Source organism: Micromonospora sp. NPDC047074, from assembly GCF_040643815.1.
Taxonomy (GTDB): domain Bacteria; phylum Actinomycetota; class Actinomycetes; order Mycobacteriales; family Micromonosporaceae; genus Micromonospora.
Genome location: NZ_JBEYVB010000028.1, coordinates 70,152 through 84,329, shown reverse-complemented (window position 1 = coordinate 84,329; position 14,178 = coordinate 70,152). Strand labels below are relative to the sequence as shown.

At 75.3% G+C, this 14,178-nt stretch carries 13 protein-coding genes and 2 pseudogenes; 7 read left to right on the top strand and 8 right to left on the bottom strand.

Translation table 11 applies throughout. The features are described from left to right. Positions 1-1,090: ATP-binding protein (locus ABZ809_RS25395; protein WP_357565099.1), on the top strand; the 1,090-nt coding region annotated here is incomplete at its 5' end. Between the two features lie 115 nt (positions 1,091-1,205). Here ABZ809_RS25395 and ABZ809_RS25390 read toward each other — a convergent pair. Further along, entirely contained in the window at positions 1,206-1,424 is a 219-nt protein-coding gene (locus tag ABZ809_RS25390; RefSeq protein WP_357565098.1) for a hypothetical protein, read from the bottom strand. 278 nt (positions 1,425-1,702) lie between these two features. Between ABZ809_RS25390 and ABZ809_RS25385 the strand changes: the two genes are divergently transcribed. Next, positions 1,703-2,548, top strand: coding sequence for a helix-turn-helix transcriptional regulator (locus ABZ809_RS25385; protein ID WP_357565097.1), 846 nt, complete (start codon positions 1,703-1,705; stop codon positions 2,546-2,548). Between the two features lie 4 nt (positions 2,549-2,552). After that, positions 2,553-2,753: a DUF397 domain-containing protein gene (locus tag ABZ809_RS25380; protein ID WP_357565096.1), complete on the top strand. Its 201-nt coding sequence runs from the start codon at positions 2,553-2,555 to the stop codon at positions 2,751-2,753. 104 nt (positions 2,754-2,857) lie between these two features. Here ABZ809_RS25380 and ABZ809_RS25375 read toward each other — a convergent pair. The 5 genes and pseudogenes from ABZ809_RS25375 to ABZ809_RS25355 form a co-directional block, all read right to left on the bottom strand. Continuing rightward, a pseudogene (locus ABZ809_RS25375) lies at positions 2,858-3,205 on the bottom strand (ROK family protein); the annotation flags it as partial. A 105-nt stretch (positions 3,206-3,310) separates the two neighbouring features. Beyond that, entirely contained in the window at positions 3,311-4,102 is a 792-nt protein-coding gene (locus ABZ809_RS25370; protein ID WP_357565095.1) for a putative protein N(5)-glutamine methyltransferase, read from the bottom strand. A 29-nt stretch (positions 4,103-4,131) separates the two neighbouring features. Then, positions 4,132-5,253, bottom strand: a complete 1,122-nt coding sequence (locus ABZ809_RS25365) for a cystathionine gamma-lyase (RefSeq protein ID WP_357565094.1) — start codon at positions 5,251-5,253, stop codon at positions 4,132-4,134. Beyond that, a complete protein-coding gene (locus ABZ809_RS25360; RefSeq protein ID WP_357565093.1) occupies positions 5,250-6,248 on the bottom strand; it encodes an NAD(P)H-dependent glycerol-3-phosphate dehydrogenase in 999 nt (332 codons plus the stop codon). The genes ABZ809_RS25365 and ABZ809_RS25360 overlap by 4 nt, the downstream gene beginning before the upstream one ends. Further along, positions 6,245-6,982, bottom strand: coding sequence for a lysophospholipid acyltransferase family protein (locus ABZ809_RS25355; protein ID WP_357565092.1), 738 nt, complete (start codon positions 6,980-6,982; stop codon positions 6,245-6,247). Before ABZ809_RS25355 ends, ABZ809_RS25360 begins: the two co-directional genes overlap by 4 nt. A 107-nt stretch (positions 6,983-7,089) precedes the next feature. On the opposite strand from ABZ809_RS25355, the pseudogene cofC reads away from it, so the two are divergent. The 4 genes and pseudogenes from cofC to ABZ809_RS25335 all read left to right on the top strand — a co-directional run. Further along, a pseudogene (cofC, locus tag ABZ809_RS25350) lies at positions 7,090-7,710 on the top strand (2-phospho-L-lactate guanylyltransferase); the annotation flags it as partial. Between the two features lie 45 nt (positions 7,711-7,755). Further along, complete coding sequence (locus tag ABZ809_RS25345) at positions 7,756-7,953, top strand: cold-shock protein (protein ID WP_199184673.1); 198 nt, start codon at positions 7,756-7,758, stop codon at positions 7,951-7,953. Between the two features lie 53 nt (positions 7,954-8,006). Next, positions 8,007-10,316: an RNA degradosome polyphosphate kinase gene (locus ABZ809_RS25340; protein WP_357565091.1), complete on the top strand. Its 2,310-nt coding sequence runs from the start codon at positions 8,007-8,009 to the stop codon at positions 10,314-10,316. Between the two features lie 24 nt (positions 10,317-10,340). Next, entirely contained in the window at positions 10,341-11,312 is a 972-nt protein-coding gene (locus ABZ809_RS25335; protein ID WP_357565090.1) for an NUDIX hydrolase, read from the top strand. 1 nt (position 11,313) lies between these two features. On the opposite strand, the gene ABZ809_RS25330 is transcribed toward ABZ809_RS25335, so the two are convergent. Together ABZ809_RS25330 and ABZ809_RS25325 are read right to left on the bottom strand one after the other, a co-directional pair. Next, entirely contained in the window at positions 11,314-13,215 is a 1,902-nt protein-coding gene (locus ABZ809_RS25330) for an endonuclease/exonuclease/phosphatase family protein (RefSeq protein WP_357565089.1), read from the bottom strand. Positions 13,216-13,373: 158 nt separating this feature from the next. Continuing rightward, entirely contained in the window at positions 13,374-14,060 is a 687-nt protein-coding gene (locus tag ABZ809_RS25325; RefSeq protein WP_357565102.1) for an HU family DNA-binding protein, read from the bottom strand. Between the last annotated feature and the right edge of the window lie 118 nt (positions 14,061-14,178).

Below are 14,178 nucleotides of genomic sequence, written 5' to 3'. Positions count from 1 at the left end.
GGCGCCGACGCCGCCCCCGGCGGCCCCGCCGGCCGGGCCCGCCACGGCCACCCCGACGCCGCCGGCCCAGCGCCCGGCGCCGGCGGGCCCCGACGGCCCCGTCGGGCAGGACCCGCTCGCCGCCTACGAGCAGGAGCTGGCGGACGTCGTGCCGCCCCGGTTCGCCCGCGCCGGCGACGAACCGGAGCCCGTGACCGGCCATTCCGACCGGGTGTACGACGTGGAGACCTCCGCCGTCCGGCTGGCCGACGTGGGCGGCATGTCGGCGGTCAAGGAACGGCTGGAGCTGGCCTTCCTCGGCCCGCTGCGCAACCCGGAGCTGCGCAGGATGTACGGCAAGAGCCTGCGCGGCGGGCTGATGCTCTACGGCCCGCCCGGCTGCGGCAAGACGTTCCTGGCCCGCGCGGTCGCCGGCGAGATGGGCGCGAAGTTCATCTCGTTGTCCATCGTGGACGTGCTCGACATGTGGATGGGCAACTCGGAGCGCAACCTGCACGAGCTGTTCCAGGCGGCCCGCCGCAACGCCCCCTGCGTGCTCTTCCTCGACGAGGTCGACGCGCTGGGGCACAAGCGCTCCCAGGTCAGCTCCAGCTCCATGCGGACGCTGGGCAACCAGTTGCTCGCCGAGCTGGACGGGATGGAGGGCAACAACGAGGGCGTCTTCGTGCTGGCCGCCACCAACACCCCCTGGGACGTCGACCCGGCGCTGCGCCGCCCGGGCCGGCTCGACCGGGTGGTGCTGGTGCTGCCGCCGGACGCGGAGGCACGCGCGTCCATCCTGGAGTACCACCTGCGGGAGCGGCCGATCGCGGGGATCAACCTGGGGAAGATCGTGGCGGCCACCGAGGACTACTCGGGCGCCGACCTGGCCCACCTCTGCGAGACGGCCGCCGAGTTCGCGATGGCCGACTCGGTACGCACCGGCGAGGTGCGGATGATCGAGCACCGGGACCTGGAGCGGGCGGCGAAGGAGGTCCGTCCGTCGACGAAGCCGTGGATGGCCACCGCCCGCAACGTGGCGATGTTCGCCAACGAGGGGGGCGTCTACGACGACCTGGTCGCGTACCTGAAGCGGCGCAGGTTGCTGTGACGCGCGACGGCCCGGCGGGGGCGCCGGGCCACGCCTCCCGCCGGGCCGGGCCACCTGCCGGGCGCCCTCACACCCGGCGGGGCCGCCTGCGCCGACCGCACCGCCCTCGGCGGTGTCAGCCGTGTGTGTGCCGCCGGCCGATGGCGATCACCTTGACCCGCTGGCGACCGGCCCGCACCATGCCCAGCGCCATGAACGCGCCGGCGATCCGGTCGGCCGCCTCCCGGCTGTTCGCCCCGACCACCTGACGGCGCCGCTCCGGACAGTTGCGTTCGTCGCGACCGGTGCCCTCGGCCGGCCGGACGTCGGTCAGCACCACCAGGAACCGTGTCATCGGTGCCCGCCGGGGAGGTCGGCGCGGGCCTGTCGACCAGTACGCACGTCGAATCCCTTCCGGCAGGCGGACCACGGGCGTGGCACGCGGCGATCGGGTACGGGGGAGAAACCCGATCGCCGCGCGCCCCATCCCCTCCGGTCGCTCACCACCGCCGTCGCCACGACAACCGGCGGTGAGGACGCGAACACAGATTGACATGTCCATAGCCATGAATGCAACTCTCATCGGCGTTCTCTCATCTACACCTTCCCGTGAAGATGTGCGACGATCGATCCATGGCTCCCAAGACCGCCCGTGCCCGCCGACTGGGCATCGCGCTACGCACCCACCGGGAAGCCGCCGGCCTCACGCTGGAGGCGGCGGCGGACGAGATCAGCAGCACCCGCAGCACCCTGTCCCGCTACGAGAACGCGCAGACGCTGGTCAGCCCGGCCACCGTGCGCGCCCTGCTCACCCTCTACGGAGTCGGCGCCGACGAGGTGGCCGCGGCCGTGCAACTGGCCAAGGACGCCCGCAAGCCCGGCTGGTGGGTGTCCTACTCACACCTGCTGGACCGGCGCACCATCGACTTCATCGCGCTGGAGGCCGAGGCCACCGGGATCGCCAACTTCGAGCCGTCGGTGGTCCCGGGGCTGTTGCAGACCGCCGACTACGTCCGCGGCGTGATGCGCGGCGGCCCGCACACCCTCCGCGACGACGAGGTGGAGCAGCGGGTCCAGTTCCGGCTCGACCGGCAACAGCGGCTCGTCGGCGAGGCGCCGCCGATCCTGGACGCCATCATCGACGAGGGCGCGCTGCTGCGGCCGGTCGGCGACCGGTCGGTCATGGAGGCGCAACTGCACCACCTGGTCAAGATGGGCGAGCTGCCCAACATCACGGTCCAGGTGATCCCGCTGACCGCCGGCTACCACCGGGGCACCCGGGGCTCGCTGCACATCCTGGAGTTCCCCGACCCGGAGGACCCGATCATCGCGTCGGTGGAGACCGTGGCCGGGCAGATGGTCCTCGACCGGCCGGGCGACCTGCGTACCTGCACCAAGATCATGGAACACCTGCGGACCGTCGCGCTCAGCCCGGCGGACAGCCGCGACCAGCTTCACCAACTCCTGAAGGGACGGTAGGACCATGACACCGACGATCAACGCGGCGCTGGCCGTGGCGCGGTGGCGCAAGAGCAGCCGCAGCGGCGACGAGGGGGCGTGCGTGGAGATGGCGGTGCTTCCGGGAACGATCGCCGTCCGCGACTCCAAGGACCCGTCCGGCCCTGCGCTGCTCTTCCCGCCGGCCGCCTGGGCCGCCTTCGTCGGGACACCGCCCCGACCCTGACCCCTCCCTCCGAGGGCGCCGGCGCGCCGCTGACCACGTCGTGCCGGTGCCCCGCCGTCGACGGTCCCGCCGTTGGGAGCCGGTGGGGCCGTCGACCGGCGGGGTCAGGCCGCGACCACGGGACGCGGCGCGGGCCCCACGCGCAGCGCCTCCAGCGCCGCGACGGCCACTCCCCGGGCACCGGCCATGTCCCGCTCGGGCACCAGGGCGAAGGTGGCGGCCACGGCCTGCTCCTCCCGCAGCACGGTGTGCTCGCGCACGGTCGCGAGGAACCAGTCCCGGAACTCCGGCGCCGCCTCCACCACCCCGCCGCCGACGAAGTACGCGTGCGGATCGGTGAAGTTGGCCGCGACCGTGAAGAGTCGACCGAGCGCCATCGCCCGCGGGGTGAAGACCTCCCGGGCCAACGCGTCGCCCCGCTCCGCGTACCCCCGGACCAGCTTCGCCGCCCGCCCCCGCCAGGCAGCGCCCGTGGGCGGTCCCATCGACGGGGCAGCTCGACAGCGCCACGACACGGGCCCGCCAGCCGGTCGGTGCCCTCCGCGACGGGCCGCAGGTCAACCCGGGCGGCGGGCCGTGACGGCGATCGCGTCCCGCTCGTCGTCCCGGTGCACCGTGGGAAGCAGGTCGACGGCGGTCAGCACGGCACCAAGGGCGTCCAGCTGGGTCTCGCCCGCCTCCACCACCAGGTGCCCGCCCGGGGCCAGCCAGCGCGCCGCGCCCTCGGCGACCCGGCGCAGCACCGCCAGCCCGTCCGGCCCGCCGTCGAGGGCCACCGGCGCCTCGTGCAGCCGGGCCTCCGGCGGCATCAGCGCCACCGCCGCCGTCGGCACGTACGGGGCGTTGGCCAGGACCAGGTCCAGCCGGCCCCGCCAGCGCACCGGCAACGGCTCGTACAGGTCGCCGTGGAAGACCTCGACGGCCAGCGGGTCCAGGTTGCGCCGGGCGCAGGCGACGGCGGCCGGGTCCACGTCGGCGGCGGCCAGCCAGCGCGGCGCCAGCCGGCGGGCCAGCGCCACGGTGGTGGCGCCGGAACCGCAGCACAGGTCCACCACGGCCGCCGCCGGCCCGGTCACCGCGACGGCGATGTCGACCAACAGGGCGGTACGCGCGCGGGGCACGAACACACCGGCGTCGACGGCGATCCGCTCGCCGCAGAACTCGGCCCAGCCGAGCAGGTGCTCCAGCGGCAGCCCGGCGACCCGGCGCGCGACGAGGCCGGCCAGGGTCTCCGCCGTGTCGGCGGCGGCGAGCAGCAGCTCCGCCTCGTCCTCGGCGTAGACGCAGCCGGCGGCGCGCAGCCGGCGGACGACCGCGGACCGGTCGGGGCGGAAGGCGGAGACGGCCACGGTGGGACTCCTGCGGCGGTCGGCGACGCTCAGCGGCTCGCGTCGAGCGCGGCGGCCACGTCGGCGACCAGGTCGACGGGGTCCTCCACCCCGCAGGAGAGCCGGACGAAACCGGGCGCGGTGTCGTCGCCCCACTGCGCCCGCCGGTCGGCGGTGGTGTGCAGGCCGCCGAAGGAGGTGGCCGCGGCGACCAGTCGGGCCGCGTCGAGGAACCGCGCCACCCGTCCGGCGTCGCCGAGGTCGAAGGAGAGCACCCCCGGCATCCGGCGCATCTGGGCCGAGGCCACCGGGTACGCGGGGTCGCCGGGCAGCCCCGGCCAGCGCAGCCCGGTCACGTCGGCGCGGCCCGCGAGCAGCCCGGTGAGCGCCTCCGCGTTCGCGGTCTGCCGGGCCAGCCGCAGGTCCAGGGTGGCCAGCGACCGGTGCGCCAGCCAGGCGTCGAACGCGCCGGGCACCGCGCCGGTGGCGTTGCGCCAGCCGGTGACCGCGCCCAGCAGCTCGGCCGAGCGGGTCGCGACGTAGCCGAGCAGCAGGTCGGAGTGCCCGGTCAGGGCCTTGGTCCCGGAGGCCACCACGACGTCGGCGCCCAGGTCGAGCGGGCGCTGCCCGAGCGGGGTGGCGGTGGTGTTGTCGACCGCGAGCAGGGCACCGGCGGCCCGGGCCCGGGCGGCCAGCGCCGCCACGTCGGCGACGTCCAGGCCCGGGTTGGCAGGGGTCTCCAGCAGCACCAGGCGTACGCCGTCGAAGTCCGGGTGGGGGCCGGCGGTCGGGGCGAGGACCACCCGGACACCGAGGCCCGCCAGGGTGTCGGCGGCGAACGCCCGGACGGAGAAGTAGCCGTCCGCCGGGAGCACGACGGTGTCCCCCGGCCTCAGCACCGTCAGCAGCAGCCCCGTGATCGCAGCCTGCCCGCTGGCGAAGACCCGGCAGTCGCCCCCCTCCAGCTCGCCGACCGCCGCCTCCAGCAGCCGACGGGTGGGGTTGTCCGGCCGGCCGTAGCCGTCCGGCGCCGCCGCCGGCCCCGCCCACGGGTCCAGGTGGTACGGCGCGGCGAACACCGGCCCGGGCAGGAACGGCTGGCCGGGGGCCGGCTCGGGCAGGCCGGCGTGGACACAGCGGGTGCCGTCGTGGTCTTCGGTCACGGCTCTCACTCCGGCTTCGGGCTGCGGCTCATCAGGGCGGTCACGGCCAGCCGGGGGTCCACACCCTCGTGGCAGACCAGCTCGACCTGCTCGGTGATCGGCATCTCCACGGCGTGCGCCCGGGCCAGGTCGCGGACGGCCAGGGCGCTCTTGACCCCCTCGGCGGTCTGCCGGGTGGCGATCCGGGCCTCCTCCAGGGTCGCGCCCCGGCCGAGGTGCTCGCCGAAGGTGCGGTTGCGGGCCATCGGCGAGGAGCAGGACGCGACCAGGTCACCCATGCCGGCCAGGCCGGCGAAGGTGAGCGGGTCCGCGCCGAGGGCCACCCCGAGCCGGGCCGTCTCGGCCAGCCCCCGGGTGACCAGCATGGCCCGGGTGTTGTCGCCGAAGCCCATCGCCACGGCGATGCCGTACGCCAGGGCGATCACGTTCTTCACCGCGCCGCCGAGCTCGCAGCCGATCACGTCGTCGTTGGTGTACGGGCGGAAGTAGGGCGTGGTGATCGAGCGCTGCACCAGCGTGGCCCGGTCCGGGTCGGTGCAGGCGACCACGGTGGCGGCCGGCTGCTCGGCCGCGATCTCCGGGGCCAGGTTCGGGCCGGAGACCACGGCGACCCGGTCCGCCGCCACCCCGGCGGTCTCCACGATCACCTCGCTCATCCGCTTGGTGGTGCCCAGCTCGATGCCCTTCATCAGCGACACCAGGGTGGCGTCCGGATGCAGGTGCGCGGTCCACTCGGCCAGGTTGCCGCGCAGCGTCTGCGACGGCACGGCCAGCACCACCAGCTCCGCGCCGGTGATCGCCTCGGCGGCGTCCCCCGTCGCCGTGACCCGGGCGGGCAGCAGCACGCCCGGCAGGTACTCCGGGTTGCGCCGCTCGGCGCGGATCGTGTCGGCGATTGGCTGCCGGCGTGCCCAGACGGTGACGTCCCGGCCCGCGTCGGCGAGGATCTTGGCGAACGCCGTGCCCCACGAGCCGGCCCCCAGCACCGCGACGTGCCCGCTCACGCCGCCGCCTCCGGCCGCCGCCGCTCGCCGTCCGGGCGGCTCGGTCGTTCCCACAGTGGTGGCGGGGTGCCGCCCCGGATCTCGGCGAGCATGTCACGCAGACGCAGCATGATGGTGTCGGTCATCTCCTCGAGGACGGCCTTCGTCGGAGTCGCCCCGGCCCAGCGGCTCAGGTCGACCGGTGGCCCGGCGACCACGGTCACCGGAATTCTGGGGCGTGGGTTCAGCCGGGACCGACGCGGGTCGAAGATCCGCTCCGGGCCCCACATGGCGACCGGGACCACGGGCGCGCCGGTGGCGAGCGCGAGCCGGGCCGCGCCGGTCTTGCCCCTCATCGGCCACAGGTGCGGCTCACGGGTGGTGGTGCCCTCCGGGTAGATCACCACGGCGCCGCCCTCGTCGAGCGCGGCGACCAGGGCGTCCAGCGACTTCACCGCGTCCACGGTGCCCCGCTCGACGGGGATCTGCCGGCACCGGTGCAGGATCCAGCCGATCACCGGGACCCGGAACACGCTGGCCTTGCCGAGGAACTGCGGCCACCGGCCGGAGTCGTAGACGAAGTGGGCCGCCACCAGCGGGTCGGCGTGCGAGATGTGGTTCGGCACGATGATCACGCCGCCGTCGCGGCGCAGGTGCTCCATGCCGCGCCAGATGCGGCGGGTCCAGACGATCATCACCGGCTTGACCAGTACCACGGCGAACCATTGCCAGAACCCCAGCCTCCGCCGTGTCACCGCGCCTCCTCAGCCGCCCCGTACCGCACCCGGTGTTGCCCGCAGCGGAAATCATGCCTGCTCGTCCCGGGTCCGGCCAGAGAGGGTACCGCCGTCGGGCTGGCAGGATGGCGGGTGTGAGTCAGCCGAGGTGGACCGTGGTGGTGCCGGTGAAGCACCTCGCCGCCGCGAAGAGCCGCCTGCGGGGGGCGCTGCCGGCCGTACCGCACGAGGAGCTGGCGCTGGCCCTGGCGGCCGACACGGTCGCCGCGGTGCTGGCCTGCCCGGCGGTGGCCGAGGTGCTGGTGGTCACCGACGACCCACGGGTGGCCGGCGCGGCCCGCCGGGCGGGCGCCCGGGTCCTGCCCGACGCCCCGGCCGCCGGGCTGAACGCCGCGTTCCGGCACGGCGCGTCGGCCGCCGGCGCCGGCTGGGTGGCCGGCCTCACCGCCGACCTGCCCGCCCTGCGCCCGGCCGAGCTGGCCGCGGCGCTGGGCGCGGCGCAGGCCGGGCCGGCGGGGGTACGCCGGTTCGTGGCCGACGCCCCCGGCACCGGGACGGTGCTGCTGGCCGCGCCGCCGGGCCTGCCCCTCGACCCCCGCTTCGGGGTCGGCTCGGCCGCCGCGCACGCGGCGAGCGGGGCGCTCCCCCTGACCGGGGGCTGGCCGAGCCTGCGCCGCGACGTCGACACCGCCGACGACCTGGCCGCGGCGGCCCGGCTCGGGCTGGGGCCGCGCACCGCGGCGCTGGCCGCCGGCTGCCCGCCCCGGAACCCGGCGTGTAGCGTGCGGGACATGCAGGGCACGGTGGCCACCTACGACGCGGCGACCCGCAGCGGGACGCTGCTCCTCGACGACGGCACCGAGCTGGCCTTCCCGGCCCGGGCGTTCGACGCCTCCGGGCTGCGGCTGCTCCGCCTCGGCCAGCGCCTGCGCGTCGAGACCGACGCCGCCGGCGAGGTCGTCCGGGTGACGTTGCCGACGATGGCCTGAGCGGCTGGCCGAAGTTCATTTTGCGTTAACCGGATCCGGGTGATTATGGGCGGGTGAGCACCCCTCGCGAACACCCCACCGACCGATCGCTTCCGGATCCGGCCGCGGCCCGCAACGGCACCCGGCCCCGGGGCCCCGACGGGCGCTTCCGCACCGAGGGATCCGCCGGGGCGACGGACGCCGGCCCCGACGCGGCGACCGCCTCCGCGGGCCTCGAGGAGGTGCTGGATCCGGTGCTCGGCCCGCCGGCCGAGGCGGCGGCGACGCCGGCCGTCGGGGACGAGCCGCCCCCGGCGGAGCCGCTGCCGGAGGAGCGCTTCCTCAACCGGGAGCTCTCCTGGCTCGACTTCAACGCCCGGGTGCTGGCGCTCGCCGAGGATCCGCGTACGCCGCTGCTGGAGCGGGTCAAGTTCCTGGCCATCTTCGCCAGCAACCTGGACGAGTTCTACATGGTGCGGGTCGCCGGGCTGAAGCGACGGCTCCAGGCCGGTCTGCCGGTGCGCGGCGGGGACCGGATGCCGCTGCGCACCCAGCTGGAACTGGTCTCCGCCAAGGCGGCGGAACTGGTCGCCCGGCAATCGGCCTGCTTCACCGACGACGTGCTGCCGAAGCTGGCCGCCGAGGACATCCGGATCCTGCGCTGGGCCGACCTCGACGACCCGGAACGCGAGCGGCTGCGCGCGTACTTCCGGGGGCAGATCTTCCCGGTGCTGACCCCGTTGGCGGTGGACCCGGCACACCCCTTCCCGTACATCTCCGGGCGGTCGCTCAACCTCGCGGTCGCGGTCCGCGACCCGGACGGCGGCACGGAGCTCTTCGCCCGGGTGAAGGTGCCGAACAACGTGCCCCGGTTCGTCCGGGTGCACCGGGACCTGCCCGGCGTGCGGATGCTGCCGGTGGAGGACCTGATCTCGGTGCACCTCGGGCAGCTCTTCTCCGGCATGCAGGTGGTCGAGTGCCACCTCTTCCGGGTCACCCGCAACGCCGAGGTGGAGGTCGACGAGGACCGCGACGAGGACCTGCTCCAGGCCCTGGAACGGGAGCTGGCCCGCCGCCGGTTCGGCCCGCCCGTCCGGCTGGAGGTGGCCGCCTCGGTCTCGGACCACGTGCTGGACCTGCTCGTGCGCGAGCTGGACATGCACGACCAGGAGGTGCTGCGGGTGCCCGGCCTGCTCGACCTCTCCGCCCTCTGGCAGCTCTACACCGAGGCCGACCGGCCGGACCTCAAGGACCCGCCGTTCGTGCCGGCCACCCACCCCCGGCTCACCGAGGGCGAGGTGCCGCGCAGCGTCTTCGCCACCCTGCGCGACGGCGACATCCTGGTGCACCACCCGTACCACTCGTTCGCCACCAGCGTGCAGCGCTTCATCGAGCAGGCCGCCGCCGACCCGGACGTGCTGGCGATCAAGCAGACCCTCTACCGCACCAGCGGCGACTCCCCGATCGTGGACGCGCTCGTCGACGCGGCCGCCGCCGGCAAGCAGGTGGTGGTGCTGGTGGAGGTCAAGGCGCGCTTCGACGAGGTGGCGAACATCGGCTGGGCGCGCACCCTGGAGCGGGCCGGCTGCCACGTCGTCTACGGCCTGGTCGGCCTCAAGACCCACTGCAAGACCGCCCTCGTGGTACGCCAGGAGGGCAACCAGATCCGCCGCTACTGCCACATCGGCACCGGCAACTACCACCCGAAGACCGCCCGGCTCTACGAGGACTTCGGCATGCTCACCGCCGACCCGGAGATCGGGGCCGACCTGACCGACCTGTTCAACGTGCTCACCGGCTACAGCCGGCAGACCGCGTACCGGCGGTTGCTGGTGGCGCCGCAGGGCATCCGCAGCGGGCTTATCGAGCGGATCGAACGGGAGATCGCGCACGTCCGGCTGGGCATGCCCGGTCTCGTGCAGTTCAAGGTGAACTCGCTTGTCGACGAGGAGATCACGGACGCGCTCTACCGGGCCTCCCGGGCCGGCGTCCACGTGGACCTGGTGATCCGGGGCATGTGCACGCTGCGGCCGGGGGTGCCGGGGCTGTCGGAGAACATCCGGGTCCGTTCGATCCTGGGCCGGTTCCTGGAGCACTCCCGGATCTTCCGGTTCGGCAACAACGGCGACGCCGAGTTCTGGATGGGCTCGGCCGACCTGATGCACCGTAACCTCGACCGCCGGGTCGAGGCGCTGGTACGGGTGAGCGACCCGGTCGCCAGGGCCGAACTGGACCACGTCATGACCGCCGCGATGAGCCCCGACGTGGACGCCTTCGAGCTGGCGGCGGACGGCACCTGGAGCCGGCGTGCCGGCACGGCCGAGGAACCGTTGGTGCACCTGCAGGAGTTGCTGCTGCGTCGCGTCGGTGGCACGGCGGGCTGACCGGTACCCGCATAGGCTGACCAGATGCTGGATGAGCGGGACGCGCCCGGGCCCGGTCGAGGCCGCCCGGCCGGGGGCCACGACCCGGCGCCGTCCATCCGGGCGGCGGGAGGCGTCGTGTGGCGCCCCGCCGACCGCCCCGATCAGGCCTCCGGGGGCCCTGCCGGCCCGGGGGACGGCGGGGTGCTGGTCTGCCTCGTGCACCGGCCCCGCTACAACGACTGGTCGCTGCCGAAGGGCAAGCTGGAGCCGGGCGAGCACCCGCTGCTCGCCGCCGTCCGGGAGGTGGCCGAGGAGGCCGACGTGCGGGCGGTGCCGCAGGTGCGGCTGCCCAGCGTGGGCTACCGCAGCGAGGGGCACGCCAAGACGGTCGACTACTGGTCGATGCGGGCCGTCGGCACGGGCGGTTTCCAGCCGGGCACGGAGGTCGACGAGGTGCGCTGGCTCGGCGTCGACGAGGCGGTCCGGCTGGTCAGCTACCCGCACGACGCGGAGGTGCTGGCCGCGTTCGCGGCCCTGCCGACGGTCACCGGGACGGTGACGCTTGTGCGGCACGCCCACGCGGGCAAGCGGGCCACCTGGTCGGGCCCGGACACCGGCCGGCCGCTCGACGCGGAGGGCTGGACGCAGGCGCACGCGCTGGCCCCGCTGCTGGCGCTGGTCCGCCCGGCACGGCTGCTGTCGGCGTCGGCACGCCGGTGCGTGCAGACCCTCGACCCGGCGGCGGCCCTGCTCGACCTGCCGATCGAGGTCGACGGCGACCTGGACGAGCCGCGGCCGGGCCAGCAACCCGACGAGTGCGCACTGGCCGCCGCCGCCCGCCTGGCCGCGCTGGGGGCCGCCGGAGAGCCGGTGGGGGTGTGCAGCCAGGGCAAGGTGATTCCGGGCGCCCTGGCCCGGCTCAGCGGGCGGCAGGGCGACTTCAGCACCCCGAAGGGCGGCGGCTGGCTGCTCGCCTTCGCCGACGGCCACCTGCTCGCCGCCGACCGGCTCTGAGTCAGGCCGGCGGCAGGGTCAGGGTCACCCTGACCGGCAGGTGGTCGCTGGCCGTCCCGGGTGGCGCCGCGGGATCGGTCGCGGCCAGGTCGGGGGTGACGAAGATGTGGTCGATCTGCTGGCGCGGGTCGTCCGCCGGGCTGGTGGGCAGCGGGCGGGCGGCGGCCAGCGCGTCGACCAGCCCGACGCGGGTGAACTCGGCGAAGGCCGGGTCGCCGGGTTCGGTGTTCAGGTCCCCGGCGACCACCAGCGGGCGGCCGGCCGCGTACCGGACGGCGAAATCGGCGACCGCGCGGGCCTGGACCACCGGGTCCTCGCCGGGGGGCGGTTGCAGGTGGGTGGCGACCACCGCGAGGCGGACGCCCGCGCCGAAGTCGACCGTGATCCCGAGTGCCTGTGCCCCGGTGGGCGCGCCGACCGCGGGCAGGGGCCGGGTCCGCGCCGCGTCCAGCGGCCACCGGCTCAGCACCGCGTCCCCCCACAGCGGGTCGGCGGCGGGCGCGAAGACGTACGGCATGTCCAGCCGCTCCGCCAGCAGGTCGAGGGTGTCGTGGCCGCCGTTGAGCAGCCAGCCCCGGTCCACCTCGCTGAGCGCCACGACGTCCGCCCCGGCGGCGGCCCGCGCCAGCGCGTCCGGGTCGAAGCGGCCGTCCATCCCGAATCCCATCCGGACGTTGTACGCCACGACCCGCACCGTGCCCGGCGGTCCGTCCCGGTTGGTGGCGGACAGCAGCTCGTCGCTGGCGATCGCGGCCAGCAGCGTCAGCACGGCGGCCGAGGCGGCGGTCCACACCGGCGGCAGCGGTGACCGGGGCGGCGTCGGCGCCGGCCGGGTCGCCAGCGCGACGGCGGCGACCAGCACCGCCACCGCCACCGGCACCCAGGCGTTGGGGTAGCCGAGATCGTAGGCGGCGTAGTAGGCGACCGCCGCGACGGCGAAGACGAGCATTCCGGCGACCACGGCGTAACCGCGTCGGCGGGCCGCCCGGGCCGGATCGTCGGCGGCCCCGGGGTGGACGGCCGGGGTGGCCTGCCCGGCGGCGGCGCCGGCCGTCCCCAGGCAGGCGCCGAGCCCGACGGCGGTGAGCAGGACGGCCGGCAGCAGCAGTTCCCCGCGCTTCACGGCGAAGAGGACGGCCCCGCACAGCAGGGCCGCCGGCCCGAGCCACCGCCACGCACCACGGCGGGGCGCGGCCAGCGCGGCGAGCAGGAAGCCGCCGACCGCCAGGGCGAGCGGGGCGGGGCCGAACAGCGGCACGGTCGCCACTCCCACCTCGTCGGCGGGATCCGAGCGCAGCAGGCCGAACTGGTACGACATCGCCGTCCGGGCGACCGCCGGCGAGAGCGCCACCAGGCCCGCGAGCAGCAGCGCCGGCCCGGCCAGCAGCCAGCTCCGCGCCCCGCCCGGACCGGCCGGCGGCGCGGACCGGGCCTGCCCCGTCAGGAAGAGCGCGCCGACCAGGCCGGCCACGACCCACGCCGGCCAGCTTCCGAAGGACTCCGAGCGGTACGTGTCCAGCACCGTGTGCGTGATGGCGCCGACCGCCGACCCGAGCGCGATTCCGGGCACCGGGCGAGCGGTGCCGGCGGCGGCAGCGGCGAGCCAGGCCAGGCCGGCGAGCAGCCCCGCCGTGGCGAGCCAGAGCTGGAGCAGCCCGCCCGGCTGGCCGTTGACGGCGAGGCGCGCGACCACCAGCAGCACCGCGGCGACGAGGGCGACGGGGCGGACGCCGACCCACCGGACCAGCGCGGGCGCGGCCAGGGCGAGCACGAACCAGCCCAGTGCGAACGCCCCCAGCAGCTCGGCGGGGGTCGAGGCGGCCTGCCCGAAGATGGTGATGACCGCCGGCAGGAAGACCCGCAGCACGTCGACCAGGAGCACGACGCCCAGGGCGAGGGTCACGGTGGGGAGGTGGCGGTAGCGCACGGGCTGCCTTTCGCCGACCGGAGGAGGTGCGGCGATTCTGCGTGCGGGGCGGGGCCCCGGTCAACGGGCGGCGACCGGGCCGACGGGAAAGGGCGCCCACCCGCTGGTGGACGCCCTTCCCCGTAACGCTTGCGTCAGCGCTTGGCCGCGGCCTTCCTGGCCGTGGCCTTCTTCGCGGGCGCCTTCTTCGCCGCCGCGCTCTTGCTCGCCGTCGCGGCGGTCTTCTTCGCCGCGGTGGCCTTGGCCGTCGTGGCGGTCTTCTTCGCCGCGGTGGCCTTCGTCGCCGCGGCGGTCTTCTTCGCCGGTGCGGCCTTGGTGGTGGCGGTCTTCTTCGCCGCCGTGGTGGTGGTCTTCTTCGCCGCGGGGGCCTTCTTGGCCGCCGTGGTCGCCTTGGCCCCGGTCGCCTTCGCGCCCGCCGCCTTGGTGCCGGTCGCCTTCGCGCCCGCTGCCTTGGTGCCGGTCGCCTTGGCCCCGGTGGCCTTGGCGCCCGTCGTCTTGGCGGCGGCGGCCGTGGTCTTCTTGGCCGCCGCCGTGGCCTTCGGCACCTTGCCGCTGGCCACCATCTCCTTGAACCCGGCGCCCGCGCGGAAGGTCGGGACGGATGTCTTCTTGACCTTCACCGCCTCGCCGGTACGCGGATTGCGCGCTGTTCGGGCCCCCCGAACGCGCTTTTCGAACGCTCCGAATCCGGTGATCGCCACCTTCTCGCCCTTGGTGACCGCCGCCTGGACCTCAGCGAGGACCGCGTCGAGCGCGGCCGTCGCCGTCTTCCGGTCCCCCAGGCGAACGGCGAGCGCCTCGATGAGCTCGGCCTTGTTCACGACTTCCTCCCGATTGTGCAACTGACTCGACGCGAGCCATTCTGCGCGCACGGTATGCCCTGTGCTGCCGGGACACAAACATTCGGCCGAAAAAAGCCCTTGTGTCGTAACGGATTCG